The 24,373-nt window shown below is 41.7% G+C and carries 21 protein-coding genes and 1 pseudogene; 12 read left to right on the top strand and 10 right to left on the bottom strand.

What is annotated here, in order from left to right; all coding sequences use genetic code 11:
• Positions 1–4 precede the first annotated feature (4 nt).
• The gene (locus HH214_RS07085) at positions 5–1,822 is read right to left on the bottom strand and encodes a tetratricopeptide repeat protein (RefSeq protein WP_169606658.1); all 1,818 of its coding nucleotides are present in this window, start codon (positions 1,820–1,822) and stop codon (positions 5–7) included.
• Between the two features lie 159 nt (positions 1,823–1,981).
• On the opposite strand from HH214_RS07085, the gene HH214_RS07080 reads away from it, so the two are divergent.
• The 3 genes from HH214_RS07080 to HH214_RS07070 are packed head-to-tail and all read left to right on the top strand — an operon-like array spanning position 1,982 to position 6,240.
• Positions 1,982–3,883, top strand: coding sequence for a S9 family peptidase (locus tag HH214_RS07080; protein ID WP_169606657.1), 1,902 nt, complete (start codon positions 1,982–1,984; stop codon positions 3,881–3,883).
• A gap of 17 nt (positions 3,884–3,900) precedes the next feature.
• Positions 3,901–5,544, top strand: coding sequence for a sensor histidine kinase (locus HH214_RS07075; protein ID WP_169606656.1), 1,644 nt, complete (start codon positions 3,901–3,903; stop codon positions 5,542–5,544).
• Positions 5,545–5,547: 3 nt separating this feature from the next.
• Positions 5,548–6,240 (top strand): response regulator transcription factor, encoded by a 693-nt coding sequence (locus tag HH214_RS07070; RefSeq protein ID WP_169606655.1) that lies wholly within the window; start codon positions 5,548–5,550, stop codon positions 6,238–6,240.
• 16 nt (positions 6,241–6,256) lie between these two features.
• Here HH214_RS07070 and HH214_RS07065 read toward each other — a convergent pair whose 3' ends face one another.
• The 6 genes from HH214_RS07065 to HH214_RS07040 all read right to left on the bottom strand — a co-directional run bounded on the left by HH214_RS07065 (position 6,257) and on the right by HH214_RS07040 (position 13,056).
• Positions 6,257–6,886, bottom strand: a complete 630-nt coding sequence (locus tag HH214_RS07065) for a class I SAM-dependent methyltransferase (RefSeq protein ID WP_169606654.1) — start codon at positions 6,884–6,886, stop codon at positions 6,257–6,259.
• Positions 6,876–7,763, bottom strand: a complete 888-nt coding sequence (locus HH214_RS07060; RefSeq protein WP_169606653.1) for a UbiA prenyltransferase family protein — start codon at positions 7,761–7,763, stop codon at positions 6,876–6,878. Before HH214_RS07060 ends, HH214_RS07065 begins: the two co-directional genes overlap by 11 nt.
• 44 nt (positions 7,764–7,807) lie before the next feature.
• Positions 7,808–9,097 (bottom strand): metallophosphoesterase, encoded by a 1,290-nt coding sequence (locus HH214_RS07055; protein WP_169611070.1) that lies wholly within the window; start codon positions 9,095–9,097, stop codon positions 7,808–7,810.
• 152 nt (positions 9,098–9,249) lie between these two features.
• Positions 9,250–10,749 carry a sigma 54-interacting transcriptional regulator gene (locus HH214_RS07050; protein WP_169606652.1) on the bottom strand — a complete coding sequence of 500 codons (1,500 nt, stop codon included), beginning with the start codon at positions 10,747–10,749 and terminating at the stop codon, positions 9,250–9,252.
• A gap of 150 nt (positions 10,750–10,899) precedes the next feature.
• The gene (locus tag HH214_RS07045) at positions 10,900–11,997 is read right to left on the bottom strand and encodes a vWA domain-containing protein (RefSeq protein WP_169606651.1); all 1,098 of its coding nucleotides are present in this window, start codon (positions 11,995–11,997) and stop codon (positions 10,900–10,902) included.
• Positions 11,998–12,162: 165 nt separating this feature from the next.
• On the bottom strand, positions 12,163–13,056 hold the full coding sequence (locus tag HH214_RS07040) for a carbohydrate kinase family protein (protein ID WP_169606650.1): 894 nt from the start codon (positions 13,054–13,056) through the stop codon (positions 12,163–12,165).
• Between the two features lie 70 nt (positions 13,057–13,126).
• Here HH214_RS07040 and HH214_RS07035 point away from each other — a divergent pair, with 70 nt between their 5' ends.
• The 4 genes from HH214_RS07035 to HH214_RS07025 all read left to right on the top strand — a co-directional run bounded on the left by HH214_RS07035 (position 13,127) and on the right by HH214_RS07025 (position 16,200).
• Positions 13,127–13,546, top strand: coding sequence for a YybH family protein (locus HH214_RS07035; RefSeq protein WP_169606649.1), 420 nt, complete (start codon positions 13,127–13,129; stop codon positions 13,544–13,546).
• Between the two features lie 305 nt (positions 13,547–13,851).
• Positions 13,852–14,517 (top strand): endonuclease III domain-containing protein, encoded by a 666-nt coding sequence (locus HH214_RS07030; protein ID WP_211166325.1) that lies wholly within the window; start codon positions 13,852–13,854, stop codon positions 14,515–14,517.
• A 100-nt stretch (positions 14,518–14,617) separates the two neighbouring features.
• Positions 14,618–14,776: a hypothetical protein gene (locus HH214_RS21930; protein WP_211166324.1), complete on the top strand. Its 159-nt coding sequence runs from the start codon at positions 14,618–14,620 to the stop codon at positions 14,774–14,776.
• Entirely contained in the window at positions 14,776–16,200 is a 1,425-nt protein-coding gene (locus tag HH214_RS07025) for a glycoside hydrolase family 43 protein (protein ID WP_211166323.1), read from the top strand. Before HH214_RS21930 ends, HH214_RS07025 begins: the two co-directional genes overlap by 1 nt.
• 65 nt (positions 16,201–16,265) lie before the next feature.
• Here the strand turns inward: HH214_RS07025 and HH214_RS07020 are convergent, their stop codons facing one another.
• The 3 genes and pseudogenes from HH214_RS07020 to hemW all read right to left on the bottom strand — a co-directional run bounded on the left by HH214_RS07020 (position 16,266) and on the right by hemW (position 19,150).
• Positions 16,266–17,147, bottom strand: a complete 882-nt coding sequence (locus HH214_RS07020; RefSeq protein ID WP_169606648.1) for a cupin-like domain-containing protein — start codon at positions 17,145–17,147, stop codon at positions 16,266–16,268.
• A gap of 140 nt (positions 17,148–17,287) precedes the next feature.
• Positions 17,288–17,836: pseudogene (locus HH214_RS07015) on the bottom strand (fasciclin domain-containing protein).
• Between the two features lie 192 nt (positions 17,837–18,028).
• Entirely contained in the window at positions 18,029–19,150 is a 1,122-nt protein-coding gene (hemW, locus tag HH214_RS07010; protein WP_169606647.1) for a radical SAM family heme chaperone HemW, read from the bottom strand.
• A gap of 150 nt (positions 19,151–19,300) precedes the next feature.
• Here hemW and HH214_RS07005 point away from each other — a divergent pair, with 150 nt between their 5' ends.
• From HH214_RS07005 to porL, 5 genes are all read left to right on the top strand, one after another.
• Complete coding sequence (locus HH214_RS07005) at positions 19,301–20,089, top strand: carbon-nitrogen hydrolase family protein (protein WP_169606646.1); 789 nt, start codon at positions 19,301–19,303, stop codon at positions 20,087–20,089.
• A gap of 101 nt (positions 20,090–20,190) precedes the next feature.
• On the top strand, positions 20,191–21,189 hold the full coding sequence (locus HH214_RS07000) for a DUF4271 domain-containing protein (protein WP_169606645.1): 999 nt from the start codon (positions 20,191–20,193) through the stop codon (positions 21,187–21,189).
• Between the two features lie 25 nt (positions 21,190–21,214).
• Entirely contained in the window at positions 21,215–21,973 is a 759-nt protein-coding gene (locus HH214_RS06995; protein WP_169606644.1) for a uroporphyrinogen-III synthase, read from the top strand.
• Between the two features lie 235 nt (positions 21,974–22,208).
• Positions 22,209–23,516, top strand: coding sequence for a T9SS ring complex lipoprotein PorK/GldK (gene porK, locus HH214_RS06990; protein ID WP_169606643.1), 1,308 nt, complete (start codon positions 22,209–22,211; stop codon positions 23,514–23,516).
• A 66-nt stretch (positions 23,517–23,582) separates the two neighbouring features.
• Positions 23,583–24,350, top strand: a complete 768-nt coding sequence (porL, locus tag HH214_RS06985; protein ID WP_169606642.1) for a type IX secretion system motor protein PorL/GldL — start codon at positions 23,583–23,585, stop codon at positions 24,348–24,350.
• Positions 24,351–24,373 lie beyond the last annotated feature (23 nt).

The following is a 24,373-nucleotide window of genomic DNA, read 5'->3' as shown; positions in this document are numbered from 1 at the left end:
TAAATTATGATGAAGTATCTGGTCTGTCGCCCCGTAATATTCTGAAATGTTTACGTGCCTCTCCAATCCAAATACTACCTGGGTAATCGGTTATAATTTTCTGGTAGTAAGTTTTGGCGGTTGCATTATCATGCAGCTGGTTTTCGTAAACATCGCCCAGCATATATACCGCATCATCAGCCCATAAATCAAATTTGTGCTCTTCGCTAATAGTTTTTAAAGGCATTATAGCCGCTGTATAATTCTTCTGCTGAATCAAAATACGAGCTTTAGCCATTAAGATATCATCAACTAAGGTATTGCTCGGAAACTTCTTATCAATACTATCTAATGTCAATAGCGCTTTTTCGGGTTCTTCTTTAAATATAAGTAAATCGGCACGGGCATACATTTTCAGCGCAGCACCGGTAGTATCCGCTACAATGTTATCGCTAATGAGTAGTGATAAGTTTAAGGCATCGTTAGCAATTAACTGCGAGGTAGCTGCTTTTAACACGTTGAGCTGACCTTTAGCCCAGGTAAAATCACCGGTATAATAAGCCAGCTTGGCATTCCGGTAATTAGCATCTTGCGCCATAGAAGTGCCTGGATAAGCCTTTTCTACCTGGCTGTAAATAAGGGTAGCTTCCCAAGGCTGATTGTTCATTAAATAAACGTCGCCTAAATCTAATTTGCAACCTGCCAATAGTTGTGGCCGTATATTAGGAATGGCAATAGCCTGTTCCAGTAAATGCTGAGCCTCATTAAGCTTGTGCAACTTAAAAGCTTCCAGATTAGCTAGTTTTTGCATAGCAAACACGGTACTGGCAGTACGTCCAAACTCGTTCAATAAATCATTATAGTCTTTTTCTAAAAGCAGTAAATCAGCTGGTTGATATTTACCGGAGGTGATTTTCAGGCTACGGGTATTTAATAATTCAATTTTTGAAGGAATGTATAGCTCATCGCCTTTAGTATATTTAGTAAGCAAATATTCATAACCCCGTATAGCCTCGTCATAAGCCTGGTTATCGGTCAGTGTGCGGCATAGTTCATAAATATCATTACCATCGCTAGTTTTCAGGCGCCTGTCTATAGCCAAAACTTGATTAAGCGCTTGGTCATACTCTTTTTGCTGAAGGTACATCCAGGTAAGTAAACGCGTATAAACCAGCTGTTGCGGATCTTTTTGAATATGCTTTAGCAAACTCATGCGTAATACATTATAATCTGCTTCCCCTTCATATACCGATGCTAGTGTGCTTTCGGCCTGATTCATGTACATAGGGTTTTCAGGCAGATAATTCAGGTATTCTTCAGTTAGTGCAGCCTTGTCGCGCTTGTAACGATACAAACTAATCAGTTCCATAGAAAATACCATATTGTTGTGCAGCAGCTTACGGCCCTGCTGAAATATCTTAATGGCATAATCTACATTTTCGGCCTGATAAAACTGGGTAGCCAAGTTGGCAATGGCATTCTGGTCGGGCGGCAGGCTTTTTAATAAATCATCGTAAACCGCATTGGCCTTATCAGCATGGCCTTGCTGTGTATAAATGCGGCCTAAAGCCACGGCATACTGATTATCTTGCGGATGCTTGCGCAATTGCTTTTTGGTAATGCTTTCTGCCTCATCATACTTTTTCAGGTTAAGCAAGCTGTTCAGATAATAGCTATAATAGTTATCATTGTCCTGTTTATAGAGTTTTTGATAAATATCCAGTGCCTTTTGCTCCTCACCATTTATGGTAAACTGATGCGCTAGTTGTAAATCGCTGTTTTGTGCCCGTAAGGCAGTTACACTAATCAGGCAAATGGCCAAACATAAAAGTATATGCTTCATTCGGTTAAAAAATACATCTTTAAACATAGCTATAATTAGCCTGTTTACTAAGTGTTTAGTTTATTTACAACGGGTAAAATTGTAGTGACATTGCGCTTCACTAATTTAAAATTCTCTACTTTGAGATTTTTAAAAGTAAAGGGGTGTGCTAGCTATATCATGTTAAACCGTTTAAAGTTCATACTTTTCTTCGCTGTTATTCCTGTATGGTTAGGGTGCCATACACCAGCCGAAAGGCAAATACCTGTACGGGATTTCTTCAAAACGCCGGAGAAAAGCTTTTTCAAAATATCGCCTGATGGTAAATACGTTTCGTATCTGAAACCCTATAAAGATAAGCAAAACCTGTTTATTCAATCCTTAGCAGATGGTAAAGAAACCATGGCTACCTCATTTAGTGATTACCCGGTACGTGATTATTTCTGGACGTACAATAATCAATTGGTTTTTGTACAGGATATCATTACGCAGGATAAATTTAAAATGTATGCGCTGGATGTAAATACCTTGCACTTGCGCAACTTACTGAATGAAGCCAAGGTGCGCATGCGCTTGCTGAATTGCAGCAGAAATCAGCCTGATATTATCACTATTACTTCTAATAAGCGTGATTCGGCCAAGTTTGATGTTTATCAGTTAAATATCAAAACCGGCAATTTGAAGCTTTATTTGCAAAACCCAGGCAATATCATTGAGTGGTACCCTGATGATGACGGTAAAATTCGTTTAGCCAAAGCTTCGGATGGGGTGGATGAAACCATTTTGTACCGCGCTACCGAAAGCGGAGCATTCAGACCTATCATCAAAAATAATTTTAAAAACTCCGTTATCCCGATTGTTTTTACCGGTAAGGGGGCTAATTTCTATGCCTTATCTAACGTAAACCGCGATAAGATGGCTGTGGTTGAAATTAATGCGGAAAACGGTAAAGAAGTAAAAACTGTGTATGCCGGTAATAAGGCCGATATACTGGAAGTAGGGTATTCTTCTAAAAAAAGTTGTATTGAATATGCAGGTTGGGAAGATGCTAAACCTCACAAGTTTTACCTCGATACAAGTGCTAAACGCATTTACCAGGATATTAAAAAGCATCTGAATGGCGGCGTTATTCGTTTTGTAGGGCGTGATAGTGCCGAAAAGAAGTTTATTATTGATACTTATACCGACCGTAACCCAGGCACGTATTACCTTTATGAAAGCAATACAGGCAAGCTAACCGAGTTGGGCAACCTGAATGCCAGCATCAACCCTGATGAGTTATGTTCAATGCAGCCTGTTGCCTTTAAGGCATCGGATGGTATGCTGATTAACGGGTACTTAACCCTGCCACGAGGTAACAATAAAACCAACTTGCCGGTAGTGGTTATGCCGCACAATGGACCGTATAATAGCCCGTGGGGCCGTAATAATTGGGGGTATAGTGCCGATGTTCAGTTTTTAGCCAATAGGGGATACGCTGTTTTTCAGGTAAACTACCGGGGATCAACCGGGTATGGTAAGGCATTTAAAAGTGCCGGGTTTAAGCAGGTAGGTGGCAAAATACAGGATGATATTACTGATGGCGTAAAGTGGCTGATTACACGAAGAACTGCTGATCCGAAACGAATAGCTATTTTCGGCGGTGGCTTTGGCGGCTTTTCGGCACTATATGGTGTATCTTTCCATCCGGAACTTTATAACTGTGCCATTGTACAATACGGGTTAATTAACTTTTTTACTTACTTTAAGCATGGCCCACCGTTTTTTAAACCCTATCTGCAAATGAACTATGAAATGGTGGGTAACCCGGAAACGGATGCTAACCAGCTGCGAGCTATTTCGCCGGTGTTTCATGCTGATAAAATTAAGGCACCTTTACTAATCTTTCAAGGCGCTAAAGACCCTAGCGCCAACATTAGCGAGCTAAACCAGTTTGTGCGCGAGCTCAGAAACCATGGCGATTCAGTAACTTATGTTTTAAAAGATAACGAACGTACTTACTTTAAAAATGAGCGTAATCGTATGGAGATGTACGCACAGATTGAAAGATTTTTAAATGCCCATTTGAAAGTTAAACGATAGCTTTAACGCCGGCTTATATGAAAGCACATCAGCAAGGATATCATAAAAACTTTGTGCTTATTACGGCATTTCTGGTTTTAATATCAGTTACCCTCATTATTGCCTTAATTATTGCGTATCGTTTAACCGTTCGCAATGTGGAAAATGAATTTAATTTCCGCAAAATCAGTGTGCTGGAGCAAACCATTAAGCCTTACAACGATTTTTTTCAAAACCGTATACCCGAAATTACTTCGTATCAGGGCTTCTTGGATTCTGCATCTGCTGCAAATTACTCGGATTCTGTTTTTAAAGATTATCCGTTTGTTAAGCAGATTGTGTTCCGGGTTATTACCATCGGCAGCAAACCCCATAGCCAGCTACAAAGCACTGATTTGGCTACAGCTGTTAATCGTGTTTACCAATATTCGGTAAAGGGCGGGACGCTGCAAGGACAACGTAGACCCGCAACAGTTGCCAATGATGATTTTACCTCTGTTGCTGCCAAGTTTAACAACTATATCACTACAGCTGATACCTCACGCATACCCAACCAAGATGAAATTTATAAGGCTTTTTATGACGTAAAGCCAGATAAAATCAGTTACCTAAATATTCCTAGTCGGGAAGAGATTAAAAGTTATCGGATTATGCAAGTAACCGGTAAGCCAGCATCATTGTATAAGCAAAACATGATGACTTTCTTGCTGAATCCTAACTCTTTAAAAATAAAAAATACTCATCCTGAGCTATATCAGCAAATCTCTATTCAGCCCATTGTATATGACCCATTGAATGAGGACCCTAAGTTAACAGCTACAGAAGTTGCTTTTCCAGGTGCTTTTGCTGATTATAAGCTGTATTTTCAATCAGAGAAAAATCATTTGGTAGCTGAAACCAACCATCGCTTTATGCCTACTGCAGCTATTGTATTACTAATTTATATATTTCTGGTAACCATAGGCTGGCTCATTTACCGTAACTTGAGCGTAAATATGAAGTTGTTTAAGCTGCAATATGATTTCATTAACAACTTTACGCATGAGTTTAAAACGCCGGTAAGTGTTATTAAAATTGCGGGCTCTAATTTACGGGGTGAAGGGGAGCTTACCGAAAGGCAGCGCAAGCATTACGGTCGCATTCTGGATGAAGAAGCTGACAAGCTGAATGATCTGATGAACAAGCTGCTTTCCTTTACGCAGATTGAAAACCGCTCCATCAAACTGCATAAGGAAGAAATACACCTGGAAAATTTTGTTAAGAAGTATATAGACACGTTCAGCATTAAATATCCGAACTTTAAACTGAGTTACGAAGTAAGCAGCGTGTACAACTTTTACACCGATCCGGTGTTATTAGGCAGTATATTTCAGAACATGATTGAGAATGCTTATAAATACTCTAACCCCGACCGTAAAGAGTTGCATATCACCATTACTCATGAAAGGCGTAATATTTTATTCTCGTTTGCCGATAAGGGCATAGGTATTCCGAAAAACGAAATAAATAATATCTTTAAAAAGTTTTACCGCATAGAAAACCAATATAACCAAAATGGAAGCGTAGGCTTGGGCTTGGCTTTTTGCAAAGAACTGGTTAACTTTATGAACGGAGACATAACCGTAAAAAGTAAGCTGAATGAGGGCACTGAATTTATGATAACACTGCCTTACGAAAGTTAAAACATGAACACAGAAATTAAAATAGCACTGGTAGAAGACGACGAAAATCTGCGCTTTTTAGTAGCCGAACGTTTGGAAACCGAAGGGTATAAAGTACTGGAAGCCGCCAACGGTATTGAGGCCGAAAAGGTAATATTAGAAAACCAGCCCGATATTGTTTTGCTGGACTGGATGCTGCCTGGTAAGCAGGGGTCGGAGGTGTGCGCGGAGATTCGTGAGCAAGGTTTTGATAAGCTAGTGATCATGATGACGGCTAAAGCACAGGATATAGACAAGATTGAAGCTTACAACTTTGGTGTATCTGATTATATCACCAAACCCTTCAATATGGATGTGCTGGTGGCCATGATTGATAATAAAATTAAGTTTTCGCTTAATAGCAACGAAAAATCAGAAGTGTATCGGTTTGCCGATATGGAGCACCACCCCAACACGCACTTGCTGATTAAGAGTGGCCGAAAAGTGGAGTTAACCATTTTGGAGAACCGCATTTTACTATATTTCCTGAAAAATAAAAACAAGGTAATTAACCGCGAAGAGCTGATGATGGAAGTGTGGGGCTACAATGCCGATGTAAACACCCGCACGCTGGATATGCATATTGTGCGTTTGCGTAAAAAGATTGAAAGCAACCCTGATTCTCCGCAGTTTCTACAAACGGTACGCGGGGTAGGGTACAAATTTGTGTACGAGTAACAATTCAAACAGGCGCTTATAGCGCCTGTTTTTGGTATAGCCAAGCCGAAATGAACCGACCATAAAAGCTTTTCTGTGCTAACTTGTCATAATGGTACTTCATAAAGTAAGTACGCGTATCTGGTAAGTTGGTGGTATCTATTCGGCACAAAATTTTAAAAAACAGGTACATGGTTTTCAATAACCATTTTTGCCACACCGGGCCTGTAAGCTGAAAATCGGTATTCAACCACAAACCAGTAAGTTTAAGTTGCTGGTGTATGTGCCTGAAAACAGTTTGTAAGGCAGGCTCTTTGAAATTATCAAACAGAAAAGCCGTAAGCACCACATCAAAATATTCATTGCCAAAGTTTACGGCTGATATATCAGCCGTTATAAAATCAACCTGATTTTGGCCGTAGTTTCTTTTCTTCGCTCTGGCTACCATGCCGGAAGCTATTTCCACATACGTAATATGTAAGCCGTTGGGGTGTATTTGGGTTAGGGCCTCTAATACCTGCCCCGTTCCGCCACCTACAATTAACAAGCGGCTGTTGGCTGGTATATGAGTTAAATAATGGTTTTGTGCTTTAACCTGTGCCTTCCCGAAAACGAGATAAGATAGTGGGTCATAAAACCAGGCGGCATTGTGGTAGTTAGATGCCATAGCTGATTGCTTTAAAGATTAACAAGGCTACGTATTGCAAAATCAACACGCCATCCAGGTAAAAGAAATAATAGTATTCGTCGCGCGCCCGGGTTGATTTAAAAATAAGCCATCCGGTTAATAAGGCCGTAAGGGTAAGTGCCCAAAAATCAGCATTAAAGCCATTGTTTCTGAACAGGAAGAGTAGCACAATATAACCAGCTAACAATACCTGGCAAAACAGATAAGCCTTTTTCTCTCCAAAGGCTACGGGTATGGTTTTAAGTCCGGCTATCTGGTCCTGAAATAAATCACGAATATCAAAAGGCACGGTTAAAGCAGCTATAAACATAAAGCGCTTGGCTATGAGTATAATGGTATCTCTGGTGGATATACCATCCAGATGCTGATAATGAGCTTCCAGGACTGGCAGCAACACGCAGCTCAATGTCCAGACCAAGGTAATCAACAAGGGTTTTAAGCCAGGTATATGGCGTAATCCTGATTTTCGTTTACCACTGGTAAACAGTGGCAAGCCATAGCCGAAGGACAGGGCCGATAAAAAAATTAACAAGAACTCTGAATTTCGGGAGAGTAAGAAGAATAAAGGGATTAACGATAGTAAGGCAACAATAGTAATACTAATCATTAACCGGTGCCGAGCAAAAAACCAACGTACGCGCTGGTAAGGGGATTGTTCAGGATGCTTAGGCCGAATAATAAGAATGCAGAAGTTATATAACCCTAGCGTAGAAGTGAAAAGTAAAGCCAATACCGGGTACACTGGTGGCGACCCAATCAAGTAAAAAGTGACCAGCCCCTGTGCTACTGCACACAGTGCCATAAAGATATTGCTGAACAGCAAAAAGTCAAAGGCAGGTTGCAGTATTTTCTTCATCGTTATACATGCAATGATACGCAGCCTTTCTTTGTTTAAAAAAATTATACTTTGTTTTTTAATGCCGGATCGATGCCTGACTTTAAGGTAAATATGGTAATCTCAGGTAAGATGCCTACACGGCCCGGATAGCCTAAAAAGCCATAACCTACGTTAACATAGATTTGCTGCGCACCTTCACGGTATAGCCCGGCCCATTCTTTATACACAAACTCAATAGGGCTCCATTCAAAATGTTCGGTACGTACGCCAAACTGCATACCATGCGTATGGCCAGAAAACATCACATCAATTTGCGGATATTGCGGCAGTACCTGTGCCCGCCAGTGTGAAGGGTCATGTGAGAGTAGGAGCTTTACCGGTAAATCATCGGTGTTCTTCACCGCCAAGTCCATACGGCCATATTTAGGGAAACGGCTCAACTGGCCCCAGTTTTCTACGCCTAAAATGCCAATTTCTTCATTATCTACTTTCAAGCGGAGGTTTTCATTCATCAGCAAATCCCAGCCCATATTTTTGTGGGTAGCTATGAGATCATCCATGTTTTTCTTTTTGGCGGCTGCATCTGGCCACCAGGCATAATCGCCGTAATCATGGTTGCCTAAGGAGGAATAAACGCCCAGAGGCGCTTTTACCTTGGCAAAAATATCCTGGTAGTCGCGCATCTCGCTCGATATAGCATTAACCAAATCCCCGGTGAAGAAGATGAAGTCAGGCTTTTCCCGCATCAATAAATCAACACCACCAGTTACGGCTTTCTTATTATAAAAGCTACCGGAATGAATGTCTGATATCTGCCCCAGCTTAATGCCATCGAATACCTTAGGTAAATTGGGCAAGTATAAATTGCAATATCTCACCCGATAATCATATACGCCATTGATAATGCCATAACCCAAGCTTGCAAAAGGTAGTGCCCCGGCTAAAAGACCGGCTTTTAATAGAAATTCTGAACGTGGAATAGCGTTAGGCTTTGGCTGGTCATCTGTTGAAGCTTTTACTAATTCAGGTTTTGAGCGTTTCCGGTTAAGCCAAATGGCTAAGCGGCGCAAATCATCTATCACAATAAAAGGTAAAATACAAGCCTTACAAGCCAGTAATAAGAAGAACAAAAGTAAAATGGCGCCTTTTATGCCTAACCCAAACTTAAAGTAAACACCGGCTATCAGCCCAATGACCAGCAGAATGGATACAACCCAGTACGTTACCAGAAAGGATTTACTTTGCAGAAAACGCCATTTTTTTAGCGCTCCCCGTAAACCGTTAGTAATATAAAAGTCGGCTATTAACAGGCCGATACAAATGAGGATGATTGTAGGCGCTTGCCCCTCCATAAATTGTGTTTTAATATTTGCTGCTAATATAAAACGACAATGCGAGAAGCGAAGCCCATCTGTGCACTGATCGTTGAATTGTTCAGGCAAAATTCAGGTAAAGCTTTACTTCCCGCATCGGCGAGCGTATTTATATAGCGGATGCTTAATTACTAGTAACGATCATCGTCTTCTAAATCATCATCTTCAGGCTGCATGTTGAATAAACTGTCGAACATATCTGAAAAGGCAAAGCCATTATCCAAGAAACCTTTGTTCAATTGTGAAAACTCAGCCAAGCCATGCAACACAAACTCCATCAGCAATAATTGCTGTGTTTCACTCAGGCGCGGATGGAACTGTTTAACCAGATCTTTTAAGCCGGTAACTGAATTTAACGCTTTTTTATACTCAGCCAAAGGTAAACCATCAATCAATGACAGGTTGTTGCCACTGGCAAACCAGCTAACCACTTCATTGTACGGGTTGGCTTTTTTGCTTTTCTTAGATTTTTCCGGGTCAGGGAAAAACTGGAGCATTAAGGTACGTACAGCTTTGCCAATTAAAATATTAGCCACTTTAGCCGGACCTTCCAACTCGCCTTCATACACCAACTCAATTTTACCGGTAATGGCCGGGATAACGCCTAAAAAGTCGCTGATGCGTACAAAAGTGTTTTTCTCACCATTGATAATCATGCGGCGTTCGGCATTACTAATTAGGTTTTCGTAAGCGGAAATGGTTAAACGAGCTGAAACGCCCGATTTTTTATCGATATATTCAGAGTTACGAGCCTCAAAAGCAATTTGTTCTACCAAATCTTTTACTAAGCCGTCAGCCTCAACGGCTACCCGTTGTTCAGGCGATAATAAAGCTTCCTGTTGGGTGATTTTACGCGAAATTTCAACCGAACGCGGATAGTGAGTTAATATTTGGCTTTCAATACGGTCTTTCAGCGGCGTTACGATGGAACCACGGTTGGTATAATCTTCCGGGTTGGCGGTAAACACAAACTGTAAATCCAGCGGCAGGCGCAGTTTGAAACCACGTATCTGAATATCTTTTTCCTGCAAAATGTTGAATAAAGATACCTGAATACGAGCCTGTAAATCGGGCAGCTCGTTAATCACGAATATGCCGCGGTGTGCACGTGGAATCAAACCAAAGTGGATTACACGCTCATCAGAATACGTCAACTTCAATGTAGCAGCTTTAATCGGGTCAACGTCGCCAATTAAGTCAGCTACGGTAACATCTGGTGTAGCCAGCTTTTCGGTGTAGCGTTCGGAACGGTGTACCCAGGCAATCGGCGTTTCATCGCCTTTAGTTTCTACCTCATTATGGCCATACCATGAAATAGGTGCCAATGGGTCATCATACAATTCAGAACCAGCAATATAGGGTACGTACTCATCCAGCAGGTTAACCAGCAGGCGGGCAATACGGGTTTTAGCCTGTCCGCGTAAACCTAACAATAAAATATTATGGCGCGATAGAATGGCAGTTTGCAGATCAGGAATTACGGTATCCTCATAACCTACAATGCCTTCAAAGCCACCTTCGTGTTTTTGTAATTGTAAAATCAGGTTTTCTCTCAGCTCGTCTTTAACAGAACGGCTGCGATAATCGGTTTGCTTTAACTGACCGAGGGTTTTAATATCTAATTTATTCATTCTTTTTTAAGTAGTGCGGAAATCCGTGAGTCGAATAGTCCGTTGGTTTCATTAAAGCCGGAAGACGGTGAGTCAGTCCAGCGGTATGTTAAGTTGTAACGTATTTTCTGCTTCCGGACTCACGGACTCACCGTTTTCCGGACTCCACATTTATCTTACTGTTTTACGACGATTTTTAATGTAATCTTCAAATATGTACTCACCTAAGCCGGTTAATGAGCTATAGAAAGCACGGCCGCCATTGGTTTCGGTAAACTTGCGTACAAACTGCTGTAAGTAAGGGTCGCGAGCAATCATAAATGTAGTAATCGGTATTTTCAGGCGTTTACATTGTGCCGCCATGTTCAACGTTTTATTCACCACCTTGCGGTCTAAACCAATACTGTTTTTATAATACTTGGTGCCTTCCTTTAAGCAGGTAGGTTTACCGTCAGTAATCATAAAAATTTGTTTGTTCTGCGTTTTGCGACGGCGCAGCAAATCAGTAGCCAGTTCCAGCCCGGCGTAAGTGTTGGTATGGTAAGGGCCAACCTGTAAATACGGCAAATCCTGTAAGCTGATGGGCCAGGCATCATTACCAAAAACTACAATATCCAAAGTATCTTTAGGGTACTTGGTACGAATCAGTTCGGCCAGTGCCATCGCTACCTTTTTGGCAGGCGTAATACGGTCTTCACCATACAAAATCATGGAGTGCGATATGTCAATCATCAGCACGGTTGAGGTCAGGGTTTTGTAGTCCATTTCCTCTACCTCCAAGTCACGCTCGGTCATCATAAAATCGCCGATACCATGATTAACCTGTGCGTTGTGGATAGATTGAGTCATATCAATCTGATCCAAGCTGTCGCCAAATTCAAATTCACGCCGCTCAGAATTCTTTTCATCACCCTGGCCAGATTGTGGCGAACGATGATTGCCTTTACCTGACTTCTTAAGCTTACCGAAAATTTCTTCCAGCGCCGATTGCCGGATGCTTTGCTCTGTTTTGGCGGTAATATTAAACTCGCCATTCTGATTATCTTCGCTTAGATAGCCCTTCTGTTTCAGGTCGTCAATAAAATTACCCATGCCATACTCGTCATTGGTAATATTGTATTGTTTGTCCAGCTCATTCAGCCAGGCTAAAGCTTCGCCGGCATCGCCCGATGTATAGTTGAGCAATTCCAGAAATAACTTTAATAATTCATCAAATCCGCCTTTGGGTATTTCGCGGGGAACGTATTTGGAAAATCCAAAACCACGCATAATGTGCCTTTCTTTAAAAATAAATTAACGGAAAAAAATTGACTAAAGTTTAAGGCTGAAATAGAATGATTGATTTTATATAAACCCATGACAATAGAGAAACTACTTCAAGAGCAATGCATTGTCAAGTGAATTTTAATTAGAAACTTTTACAAATTAATAAACCTAGCGTTGTAGTCCGGAAGCTATAATTTCTTGTATGCTGCTTTCTTGGTAAATGGGGTTAGCACCACGATGGCTGGCTACATAGGCACCTACAGCACAAGCTTTTTCCAGCGTTTGCTGCATAGGTTGTTCGGCTATCAAACCAGTTAGCAGCGTTGCTAAAAATGCATCACCTGCACCAACGGTATCTTCTACCTTTACTTCAAAGCCAGAGTGTTCATAAAACTCTTCATCATGCCACACAATAGCGCCATTTTCGCCACGGGTTACACAAATAGTTTGCGGATTATACTTATAACGAAATTCGATAATCTGCTCTTTTAATGATCGGTTGCTACCGCCAATTAGCAAGGCAGCTTCCTCTTCGTTCATTTTAATTACATTAGCTTTAGCGGCCAGCGTTTGTATAGTATCCAGCGCATAGTGTGGTGGGCGTAAGTTTACGTCCAACACCCTTAAAGGAATATTTACTTCATCCAGTAAATCAAGCAGAGTATTGCGAGTGGTTTGTTGCCGACAAGCCAGGCTGCCGAATACAATAGCTGAGGATTGCTGAGCTTGCTCTAATAAATTACTATCCGGTTGTATATTATCCCATGATACTGGCTCAGGAATGTAATAACTGGCATGATGATTTTCATTCAGGCGCACAGTAACCTCACAAGTAGGTAGTTCATCATCCTGCTGTATTAGTGGTGAAGCCAGTTGGTTTTCCTGCAAAAAGTTAAGCAGATCAGTGCCGGACTCATCTGTACCTATGCGGCTGGCTAAAACGGCATTAATGCCTTGCTGACGTAGCTGACGGGCTACATTAAGCGGTGCTCCGCCTGCTTTTTTCTCTTCACCAAAGGCATCCCACAAAACTTCGCCGAAGCATAGTACCTGCTTGCTCATGTATTTTAAAGCTTAATCAAAAAGTGTAAAGCTAAAAGGTTTGGGCGGCGAAATTGTTTACTTTTAGGTTATGAAAAACTATGTACTCTCTTGCTTTTTGCTGCTTATTTCCTGTTTCTGTTTCGCTCAGGATAGGCAAGCCATTCTAAAAGTGCTGGAAACTCAAAGACAGGCCTGGAACCGTGGCGACGTAGAAGATTTTATGCAAGGTTACTGGAAATCAGACTCGCTCATGTTTGTAGGAACAGGTGCACCTACTTATGGTTGGCAAAATACCTTAGCCCACTACAAGAAAGTTTACCCTGGTAAAGCAGCTATGGGGCAGCTTACTTTCCATATCCTGAAAGTACAACTATTGGATGCTACCAACGCTTTTGTAATGGGAGGATGGCACCTGAAACGTGAAAAGGATGAGCCCGGTGGCTATTTTACCTTATGGTTCAGGAAGATTAAAGGGCAATGGAAGATTGTGGTAGATCATACTTCTTAAAGACAGAATCAAGAGTATAGAGTCAAGAATCAAGATTTTACCATGGGGAAGTTTTGAATAGAATAATAAGGTTTCATGAGTTTATTCAATTGATGGTGAATTTGTTAGGTACATACAATACTGACAAAACAATGCCACCACTGCCAATGGTTTGTCAGTGTTACAGGGTGTTACACTCTGTAACATGTAACACCTGTAACACTCACGATAACTTATTGTAGGGGGCTGTGTAACTGATGAGGTAGTCTGCTTAGCTATGCTAGTTGGAAAACATTTTTTATCCGCTGTGCTTATTACAAGCATTAATGATGAAAAAGCCGTTTGATTTAGATACCATGTTGGGCCGTATTGCCGAGGCTGTTGCAGCTTATCCTAAGGCGGCAATGTTTGATTTATACGAGCAAGGTTATACCTCGCTGTTCGAACAGTTAATCTCGTGCATTATCTCCATCCGTACGCTGGATGAAACTTCCATACCCGTGTCTTTACGGTTGTTTGCCAAAGCACGTACGCCTGAGGAACTGTTGAAGTTAAGCCCTGAAGAGTTGGAAACTCTATTATATGGCTCATCTTACCCAGGCCAAAAAGCTTATACCATGCTGGGTATAGCCAAAACTGCGGTTGAGCAATACAACGGCCAATTACCTGCCGATTATAAAGTACTTACCGACTTAAAAGGTGTAGGACCTAAATGTGCTAACCTAGCTTTAGGCATTGCTGCCCACCTGCCAGCTATCAGTGTGGATATTCATGTACACCGAGTGGTAAACCGTTGGGGCTACATCAAGGCTAGTCAGCCCGAAAAAACGTTGCTGCAACTGGAACTCAAAGTGCCGCAGGAACAATGGATTGATATTAACCGCTTGCTGATGCCTTTCGGTAAACATATTTGTACGGGTAATTTGCCCAAATGCTCTACCTGCCCGGTACTGGAATACTGCCAGCAAGTAGGGGTAACCAAGCATAGGTGATAGCGTGCGTAGTTAATGAATAGTAAAAGTGGTAAATAATAGGTATTATTGGTTCGGCTATCCCGGCCTGTACTTGAACCAATTTTGCATCTAAATACCTATGAAAGGTTTATTGACTATTGTACTACTGTTTTGTGGCTTTACGCACCTGTACGCCCAGGTTTGGCAACCCGATAACGGGAATGGTACTTACAAAAACCCCATTATTTATGCCGATTACTCCGACCCGGATGTGTTACGTACGGGTGATGATTACTAATGGTAGCTTCCAGTTTTACCTGTCAGCCCGGCATACCGGTGTTGCACTCTAAAGATTTGGTGAACTGGACTATTATCAATTATGTATATACCACCTTGCCATTTGACCGGTACAAGCAGCCACAGCATGGGCAGGGGAGTTGGGCGCCTTCTATCCGCTACCATAACGGAAAATATTATGTATATTTCTGTACCCCATCTGAAGGTCTGCTCATGGCTGAAACTACTAACCCCACTAAAAAGTGGGATTTGCATGTGGTGAAAAATATAGCCAATTGGGAAGATCCTTGTCCGTTTTGGGATGAGGATGGGCAAGCTTACCTGTTACATGGTAAAAAAGGAGCCGGACCAGCTATTCTACATAAAATGTCGGCTGATGGGCGGTCATTACTAGATACCGGTGTACTCATCTATCAGAACAAGCAAAAACAACCTACACTGGAAGGCTTCAAATTTATGGATAAGCGTGATGGCTACTATTATTTTGCTGCTCCGGCAGGTGGCGTATCTACCGGTTGGCAATCCGTTTTTCGTTCCAAAAACATCTATGGTCCATATGAAGATAAAATTGTACTGGCACAAGGTAAAACTGAGGTGAACGGTCCGCATCAAGGTGGCTTGGTGCAAACGCAAACTGGCGAGTGGTGGTTTATTCACTTTCAGGATAAAGGTGCTTACGGCCGCATCACCCACTTGCAGCCCGCCGTTTGCAAAAATGGCTGGCCTATAATAGGTGCCGACCCAGATGGAGATGGCATTGGCGAACCGGTGCTGACTTACCGTAAACCTAATGTTGGGCGCACTTATCCGCGTGCTGTGCCGCAAACCTCTGACGAATTTACACAAAACAGTTTGGGCTTACAATGGCAGTGGCAAGCCGAACAGAATGAAGCCTGGTATTCCTTAACTGCCCACTCAGGGCAAATGCGCTTGTATGCAACACCTGTTGCTACCGATACCGGCAGTTTGGTTTATGCCGGTAACTTGTTAATGCAAAAGTTTATGGCTCCGACTTTTCAGGCCACTACACAAATGTCGGCTCATCTAACTACCAACGGTGAACGGGCTGGGCTAGTGGTTTTTGGCAACGATTATACCTGTATTTGCCTGCAAAAAGAACAAGGCGCTTTATATTTAACTATTGATGAAGCTAAGCGTGTTAATAAAATATATCAGCCACATAAGCAATTAACCCGTATTCCAGTCAGTACACAAACTTTATGGTTCAGTGTAAGGGTGAACGCAGATGCTACATACCGCTATACTTACAGTACCGATGGCAAGAATTATAAGTCATTGGGCGACCAGTATAAGGCAGATAAAGGTTTTTGGGTAGGTGCCAAAGTAGGCGTTTTCTGTCTAAACCCTACAGCGCAGAAAACGGCTGGGTACGCTGATTTTGATTATGTTAGGGTAGAGAAATAAAAAAAGCCTCATTGCAAATATCAGAGCAATGAGGCTTTTTCTTTTTACCAACGCTTTAGCAAGCTCTATTTGGGCTGACCAGTGGCCAACGCCTTATTGGCACGTTCAACAGCTAAATGCTCTTTCCAGTCCATGTAGCGTTTTTTGTATTTGGCTTTCATGAAGTTATCAAACTTGCGCTGAACGGTAAGGTTGTATAAACTTTTAGCCTTAATAGCCCATGATTTATCCCAGGCACGTAGTGAGATAGAGAAAGAACCATCCAGGTACTTCATCCAATGCCAGTAACCGGTTGGCATAAACAGCGTGTCGCCATGCTCTAGAATGATTTGTTGGCCTTCTATACCATCTAGTGCCGGAAACTTGCTGAAATCAGGATTCTCAATGTCATAATCTTCCAGCGCATAAGTAGCAAACGGAATGCAATACAACCGCTCGCTCCATTTCTGATCAAACAAAATAATGTGCTTACGGCCATGAAAATGCGTATGGAAAATATGTGCCAAGTCAATATCATAGTGCAAAAACGTAACCGAACCCGCACCGCCAAAAAACATATTCGGGTACTTATCCAAAAAACCGCCCATTAAATCTTTAGGCGAGCGGTAATCATCAAGCAGGCCGGGAGCATGTTTAATCGGGTCGAACAGGAAAATACGCAGATCGGTAGGTTGCTTCTGTATCAGGTCCATGTAATCACCAAACTTCATTTCAGAAGCTGAAGCATTAATAGGCTTGGTAGGATCAGCTTTTGAACTATCATATAACGGCACTACTTGGTCGCCAACGGTTTCTTTCAAATATTCAAATGTCCACTTCTGTAAAGCCGGCCAGCTTTCCGTAGCTTTACGAATAACCAACGGTTTGCGGGGATTCAGGTAATTATTTACAAAATCTTCTTTACTGATATGATCTACGCGATCAATCGGATGCAGAATCAAGCCCATGTTCACAATAATTTAATATACAAAGCTAATCTAAAATTAATATGTCGGTTATGTAACCTTAATTATTGATAACCACCTGACAAAAATAAAGCCCGGCGCTCAAGGCAGCCGGGCTTCCAATATAATTTATATGAAAGAACTTAATTTGGCATCAGTACAGTATCTACTACGTGGATAACGCCGTTCTTCTGGAACACATCCTTAATAGTTACGGTCGACATGCCTCCTTTTTCGTCGGTAAGCACCAGCTTTTTACCTTTCATCATGGCTGTTAAGGTGCCACCTTCAACAGTAGTAAACTATGCTTTGCCACCACCTGCTTTAATTTTAGCCGCAATATCAGCCGAACTTAAACGGCCGGCTACCACATGGTAAGTTAAAATTTTAGTCAGGGTGGCTTTGTTTTCAGGTTTTACCAGGGTGCTAACCGTGCCTTCAGGTAATTTGTTAAAAGCCTCGTTAGTTGGGGCAAATACAGTAAAAGGACCATCACCTTTTAAGGTTTCTACCAAACCGGCAGCTTTAACAGCTGCAACCAGTGTAGTATGGTCTTTAGAGTTAATGGCATTATCAACAATATCTTTGGTTGGGTACATTGGTGCGCCGCCTACCATTACCGTTTGTGCTTCTGCTTTAGGTGCCGTTGCCATAGCTGCTATAGCAAAAGCCGCAATCAGGAATTTTTTCATAGTGTTGTGTATTTGTTGTAAGTAATATGCTTGAAATTACGGGGTAACCACACCTGCGGATTTTTACCACACCTACTTACTTACAACCCTAAGCGTTAAGTAAATGAAATCTGAAAAGCCTTAAAAAACGTTCGCACGCGCAATTTTAGAGCTTAAAAGGATGGGAGCCTCAGGATAGAAAATTGGCAAACACTAAAAAAATAATTCGGCAGCAATATGGTCGGCGTAGAGTTTGCCTGCTTGGGTCAAATACAGGGTTTGTTCACGTTGCTCTACCCACCCACGGGCAACAAAGTGTTGCGCCTCGCGAAGTAATTTAGTGCCCGAGCCGTGCTGCAAGGTTTCCAGTTGTTGTAAATTTAATCCCCAAATGGTTCGTAAGGCAGTCATGATGTATTCGTTCAACTGGTTTTCGGTAGTAAGTTCTTCCAGTTCGGCCGGAATGAGGTTAGTTTGTAAGGCTTTCAAATATTTAGCGTTATTAGCTACATTCCATTGTCGTGAAAGGCCATTGTATGAGTGTGCAGAAGGACCAATACCCAAGTAAGGCACACCTTTCCAATAATTAGAATTATGGCGCGAGTACTGGTTGGGTTGACAAAAGTTGGATATTTCATAATGTACAAAGCCTGCCGCTTCCAGCTGGTGCATCAGTATAGTAAACTGTTCGGCGCTTTGTTCATCATTCAGGGGTAAAGTTTGTTTTTTATTAATCAGGCTGGCGAGTGCCGTACGGGGCTCAACGGTAAGTGAGTAAGCCGACAGATGCGGAATATTCAGCCGCAACATGGTATCGATATTATGTTGCCATTTAGCAGGGGTAAGCAGCGGATAGCCGTAAATCAAATCGGCCGTTATGTTGGTAAAGCCAGCATCCTGCACCAGTTTTACCGAAGTCTCCGCTTCCTGACCTCGATGTGCCCGGTTCATCCACGCTAAATCCTCATCAAAAAACGATTGTATGCCAATGCTGAAACGGTTTACAGGCGTATGCCGTAATGCTTGGATTTTAGCAGCACTTAAATCATCAGGGTTGGCTTCCAATGTAATTTCAGCACCGGGTGTAATAGTGTGGTGCTGGTCAATGATTTCTAACAAAAAATCAATCTCGTTTGCATCCAGAAGTGAAGGCGTACCACCACCAAAATAGATGGTTTCGATAGGAGAACCAGCCAGATAGTCTTTCTGCAAAGCTATTTCCTGAGCCAGTGCCTGAACAATCTCGGTGCGGTATTTTTGCGATGTGCTGAAATGAAAATCACAATAATGGCAGGCTTGCTTGCAAAACGGAATATGAATATAAATACCAGCCATAAAGCTGCAAAGGTAAGGGTTATGGCAGCAAGAGTATAGCGTGAAACGTCAGGATAACATCATTAAGTTGTTTGATGATTTTTCTTGGCTTAACTAAATCAACTTATCAGAAAAAGCCTGTATATTCATTTTTAACAATAACCTAAGGGTATGAAAATAGCATTAGCATCTCCTCCAATTCCGAAATCCATTAATGAGGGTTTGTACTGGCTTGAAAAGCTGGTTGAAGAAGCGGCTGAGGCAAAGGCTGAAATTATATGTTTTCCCGAATCATACTTGCCGGGTTATCCCGGAATGGAATACCCGGCTCAGGACCGCTCACCGGAGAGTTTACAAACTGCTCTAGATCAAGTATGTGCTATAGCTGCTAAAAATGCTATAGCTATCATTGTCCCCATGGATTGGCACAGCCCTGCAGGATTATTAAATATAGCTCATGTGGTATCTGCCCAAGGAGAGGTGTTGGGCTATCAAACCAAAAACCAGTTAGACCCAAGTGAAGATGACATTTGGGTGCCGGGTACAACACGCAGGTTGTTTGAAGTGAACGGTATAAAGTTCGGCATTACGATATGTCATGAAGGATTCAGGTACCCGGAATCGGTACGATGGGCGGCACAACAAGGTGCTAAAATTGTTTTTCATCCGCATTTTGGTGGTAGTGATGTGAGTGGTGTTCAGCCAACCGAGTGGGGAAGTAAAAGCAACCCTTACTATGAAAAAGCACAGATGTTGCGGGCTATGGAAAATACCATCTATTTTGCAAGCTCCAATTACGCCTCCCGCTACCCCGATTCGGCCAGTGCATTGATTGCTCCGGATGGTACCTGTGTAGCTCATCAGCCTTACGGACAAGCCGGAGTAGTAATAGCCGATATTGACCCCGACTTAGCTACTGGCTTTTTAGCCAAGCGGTTTAAAAACCAGCTTTATGCCTGAAAAAGCGGATCTAAAACTTATTATTTAAACTAACTGGAACGTGGCTGTTTATTCTTGAACTTACACTCTTGACTCTTTTTTCTGTACTTTTGCACAAGTACATGCGCATTAAAGGGTTAATCATATTTTTGGTGGTATTGTTGCAGTCCGTAATCAGCTATGCACAGCAGACTGATTCAACAGCGGCAGCCCAGCCCGACAGTCTGCCTCGGCGGCGTGTTTATGTACGCCCATCGGCTGCAGCCCTGTTGCTCGATTCAGTAGCCCATGCTGAACAAGCCCGCCAGCAGTTCGTGTCCGATTCTTTATCTATGGTGTACGTTAAAACGCCTGATACCTTACGTCGTAATTTGTTTCTGGATAGCATGTTCAAAGCTTACCTGTATAAAGGTAATAATGGCTTTTTAACACGGCCGGGCGGTACCAAAAAAGGCATATTGCGCGAAGGTAGCGGCAGGCGTACACGCGACCAGTGGGTAATTGTTATTATTACAGCCTTGCTGGTGTACATGTCACTGCTTAACCGTATCATGAGTAAGGATATCAGTAATGTGCTGCAAGCGTTTTATAATAACCGTATCCTTTCGCAGGTAAGTAAAGAAGAAAACCTGCTCAACTCATGGACGTTTGTGGGGTTATTTCTGCTGTTTGGGCTTACTTTCGGCTTGTTTTTGTACCAGCTTACCGCCTATTTTGAAATTTATTATCGCATCAGCGGCATACAATTATTTCTGTCATTTGCCTTGCTTATTATTGTGCTGTTTGCCCTAAAACTCTTTGTGCTTCGGTTTATAGGTTTTGTGTTTAATGTTAACCGTTTGGTTGGAGAGTACATATCCATACTGTATTTAACCTACTTTAATATCACTTTTGTGTTTTTGCCTGTATCTCTGTGCATTAGCCTGCTGGCAGCATCTTATATACCTTATGTGCTGGTAGTGGCGCTACTGTTGGTGGTGGTTATCTTTATATGGCAATATTTGCGTAGTAGCGTTAATATTATTTCGAGTTTTAGATTTCATAAATTTTATTTATTTACCTATCTTTGTGCCCTTGAAATCTGCCCGATATTAATATTGGTTAAGGCACTTAAAAGTTAACACTTAGGTAGTTAAAGAACACACATTGGAAGACAGAAAGAAAAAGGTTAAAAGTATATTGGTTACTTTACCTAAACCTGAAAACGACAAAAATCCTTACGCAGAACTAGCTAAAAAGCTAAATCTGAAAATTGATTTCAGGTCTTTCATTCACGTGGAGGGCGTACCGGCTAAGGATTTCCGTAAAGAAAGAATTAACCTGGCTGATTTCACCGCCGTTATCTTTACCAGCCGTAACTCTGCCGACCACTTTTTCCGCATTTGTGAAGAGATGCGTTTTGAAGTTCCGGTAGATATGAAGTACTTCTGTTTATCTGAAACTATAGCCTTATACCTGCAAAAGTATATTCAGTATCGCAAGCGTAAAATATTTTTCGGTAAACAAACGGCCAGCGATCTGGCTGAAGTATTGAAAAAGCATTCGGGCGAAAAATTCTTGTATCCTTGTTCTGACGTAGCTGCTGAAGAAACGCAGAAGTTCTTATCTGAAAACGGCTATAACTTTACGCCGGCAGTGCTGTTCCGTACCGTATGTAGTGATTTATCTGATTTGGCTGATGTATTTTATGATGTAATTGCATTTTTTAGCCCATCAAGTATATTATCCCTGTATCAAAACTTTCCTGATTTTAAACAAAATAATACCCGTATTGCTGCCTTCGGAGTAACAACGCATAAGGCTGTGTTAGATGCCGGGCTTATTCTAGATATACCTGCCCCAACACCTGGCGCGCCTTCCATGACTATGGCCATTGAGCAATATGTCAAAATGGTAAATAAATAATTAGTAATTCTTCTTTCTTTTCGCTTAACTTTTTATCGTAATTAGCGTATAACTCGCTTGTAAGCTAATATAAGCAATTACGGTTTGGTATTTAAGCCATTGCTTTTAAAAGCTTATAAGTTTTTAATAGATTCATCCCTTCATTTTAAGGGTTTATCGAGTGTTAAGTTCTTTTAGAACAAAAACGAATTATATTAGCTTTTAAATATTAATGTAATTGAATATCAATTTGGAGATGAGGAGATTTTACTTTCTTTTATTGTTATTGTCAGGTGCGGTATGGAGTGGTTGTGGTACCAGTGATAGGGGAGAGGTGGTTGGCGTTCGTCAGCGTTTATTCAGACCCGAACTGCCTTATAACATGGTGTACGTGCCAGGTGGCTCTTTCTTGATGGGGCAAACCGATCAGGATGTAACCTTTGCACAAATTTCACAAACCAAGCAGGTTACCGTTTCTCCATTTTTCATGGACCAAACTGAGGTGAGTAACAGCCAGTACCACCAATTTGTAAATTGGGTGCGCGACTCTATCGCTATTACTACCTACCTGAACGACGATAAATATTACGTTAAGCCTAAAGATGCTAACGCAGCAGGCAATAAAAAATACATTAACTGGGATTATGTAAAAAAATACCCGGTTTGGAACGGTGCCCGTAAAGGACAAGCTTCAAACTCAGGCAAGCTGCAAGGTATGTATTACCAGGGCGATGATCAGATTTTGGGGCGAAATGAACTGGATGTTCGCTTGCTGAAGTATAACTATACCATAACCAACTTGCGTGAAGCTTCTAACTTACGCTTTGATAAAACCAAAAAACGTTCTGATTTCATTTTCCGTGATACTATAGCTATTTACCCCGATACGTTGGTTTGGCTGAATGACTTTGCTTATGCAGCTAACGAACCCATGGTAGAAGGTTATTTTTCACATCCGGCTTACCAGAATTATCCGGTAGTAGGCGTTAATTGGCGTCAGGCACGTGCGTTTACCATTTGGCGTCAGCGTTATAATGAAAATTATAAAGATGCCCGCCATTTACCCCGCCGTTTAGATTATAGCTTACCAACTGAAGCTGAATTTGAATATGCAGCGCGTGGTGGCCGTATTGGCACAGATTATCCTTGGGGTGGTCCTTATATTAAAAATTCAAAAGGTTGTTTGCAGGCTAACTTTAAACCTGGTCGTGGTAACTATACTGATGATGGTGGTCCTACTACTGTATCAGTACGCTCCTACTTCCCGAATGATTATGGCCTATATAACATGGCCGGTAACGTAGCCGAATGGACTTTATCTGCCTTTGATGAATCCTCATCTACCTTTGTGCACGATATGAACCCTACTTTTAACTACGATGCTAAATCTACCGATCCTGAGGTAATGAAGCGTAAAGTAGTACGCGGCGGCTCATGGAAAGATATTGGCTATTTTCTGCAAAATTCAACTCGTACTTATGAGTATCAGGATAGTGCAAAGGCCTACATTGGTTTCCGTTGCGTATCACACTTTGTGGGTCGTGATTTCAGAGACAAACGATAACTCCCATCGTATAAAAGATCTTATTTAAAACTAACTAACACCAAATTAAACAGCAACATCAAATTTATGGCTAACAAAAAACAAGCCCCAGCATGGGTAGGCAGCGTAATTAACTTCGGTGCCACCGTAGTAATTATTGGCTTATTATTTAAAATTCAACACTGGCCTTATGCCTCTACCTTCATTACTGTAGGTTTAGGTACAGAAGCTTTCTTGTTTGCACTTTTAGGTTTCTTCTCTTCTGATGGTGGGCCTGAGCAACCTACTATTACTGCCAACACCGCTACAGCACCTGTGCTGCAAAGCACCGGGCACACCGCAGCACTAGATAAAATGCTGGCTGATGCTAAAATTAATCCGGAACTGATTGGTTCATTAGGTGAAGGTTTAAGAACCTTTGGCGACAAAGTTTCTTCTATCTCTAAAGTAGCGGATGCCGGAGCTGCTACTACCGAATTTGCTACCAAACTGAAAGCTGCAGGTACCAGCTATGATAACTTGAGTGGCGCTTTTGCTAAAGCTTCAGCTAATCTGAATGAGTTGGCTTCTTCTGGAACTGATGCTAAAGCTTACCATGAGCAAGTAACCAGCCTGGCTAAAAACCTGAGTGCACTAAATGCTGTGTATGAACTGGAACTGCAGGATTCAAGTGCTCACCTGAAATCAATGAATAAATTCTATCAGAATTTATCAGCTACAATGAGCAACTTCAACGAATCATTAGATGATTCTAATAACTTTAAAGATGAAGTAGGCCGTTTAGCTAAAAACCTGGGTGCATTAAACTCCATTTATGGTAACATGCTAACTGCTATGAACCAACCACGTGTTTGATATTAATTACCAAACTAACAATC

Source organism: Mucilaginibacter robiniae (assembly GCF_012849215.1).
Taxonomy (GTDB): domain Bacteria; phylum Bacteroidota; class Bacteroidia; order Sphingobacteriales; family Sphingobacteriaceae; genus Mucilaginibacter; species Mucilaginibacter robiniae.
Note: the sequence above shows the minus strand (reverse complement) of the source record. Positions and strands in the feature narration are given on the sequence as shown.

Coding starts and splice junctions, on each gene's coding strand:
- HH214_RS07045 (WP_169606651.1), bottom strand. CDS start 11,997: ATGCGTGGTTTTGGATTTTCCAAATACGTTCCCCGCGAAATACCCAAA.
- HH214_RS07070 (WP_169606655.1), top strand. CDS start 5,548: ATGAACACAGAAATTAAAATAGCACTGGTAGAAGACGACGAAAATCTG.
- HH214_RS07080 (WP_169606657.1), top strand. CDS start 1,982: ATGTTAAACCGTTTAAAGTTCATACTTTTCTTCGCTGTTATTCCTGTA.
- HH214_RS07085 (WP_169606658.1), bottom strand. CDS start 1,822: ATGAAGCATATACTTTTATGTTTGGCCATTTGCCTGATTAGTGTAACT.
- HH214_RS21930 (WP_211166324.1), top strand. CDS start 14,618: ATGAAAGGTTTATTGACTATTGTACTACTGTTTTGTGGCTTTACGCAC.
- HH214_RS07020 (WP_169606648.1), bottom strand. CDS start 17,147: ATGGGCTTGATTCTGCATCCGATTGATCGCGTAGATCATATCAGTAAA.
- HH214_RS07025 (WP_211166323.1), top strand. CDS start 14,776: ATGGTAGCTTCCAGTTTTACCTGTCAGCCCGGCATACCGGTGTTGCAC.
- HH214_RS07005 (WP_169606646.1), top strand. CDS start 19,301: ATGAAAATAGCATTAGCATCTCCTCCAATTCCGAAATCCATTAATGAG.
- HH214_RS07035 (WP_169606649.1), top strand. CDS start 13,127: ATGAAAAACTATGTACTCTCTTGCTTTTTGCTGCTTATTTCCTGTTTC.
- HH214_RS07065 (WP_169606654.1), bottom strand. CDS start 6,886: ATGGCATCTAACTACCACAATGCCGCCTGGTTTTATGACCCACTATCT.
- HH214_RS07060 (WP_169606653.1), bottom strand. CDS start 7,763: ATGAAGAAAATACTGCAACCTGCCTTTGACTTTTTGCTGTTCAGCAAT.
- HH214_RS07075 (WP_169606656.1), top strand. CDS start 3,901: ATGAAAGCACATCAGCAAGGATATCATAAAAACTTTGTGCTTATTACG.
- porL (WP_169606642.1), top strand. CDS start 23,583: ATGGCTAACAAAAAACAAGCCCCAGCATGGGTAGGCAGCGTAATTAAC.
- hemW (WP_169606647.1), bottom strand. CDS start 19,150: ATGGCTGGTATTTATATTCATATTCCGTTTTGCAAGCAAGCCTGCCAT.
- HH214_RS07000 (WP_169606645.1), top strand. CDS start 20,191: ATGCGCATTAAAGGGTTAATCATATTTTTGGTGGTATTGTTGCAGTCC.
- HH214_RS07050 (WP_169606652.1), bottom strand. CDS start 10,749: ATGAATAAATTAGATATTAAAACCCTCGGTCAGTTAAAGCAAACCGAT.
- HH214_RS07055 (WP_169611070.1), bottom strand. CDS start 9,097: ATGGAGGGGCAAGCGCCTACAATCATCCTCATTTGTATCGGCCTGTTA.
- HH214_RS07040 (WP_169606650.1), bottom strand. CDS start 13,056: ATGAGCAAGCAGGTACTATGCTTCGGCGAAGTTTTGTGGGATGCCTTT.
- porK (WP_169606643.1), top strand. CDS start 22,209: ATGAGGAGATTTTACTTTCTTTTATTGTTATTGTCAGGTGCGGTATGG.
- HH214_RS07030 (WP_211166325.1), top strand. CDS start 13,852: ATGATGAAAAAGCCGTTTGATTTAGATACCATGTTGGGCCGTATTGCC.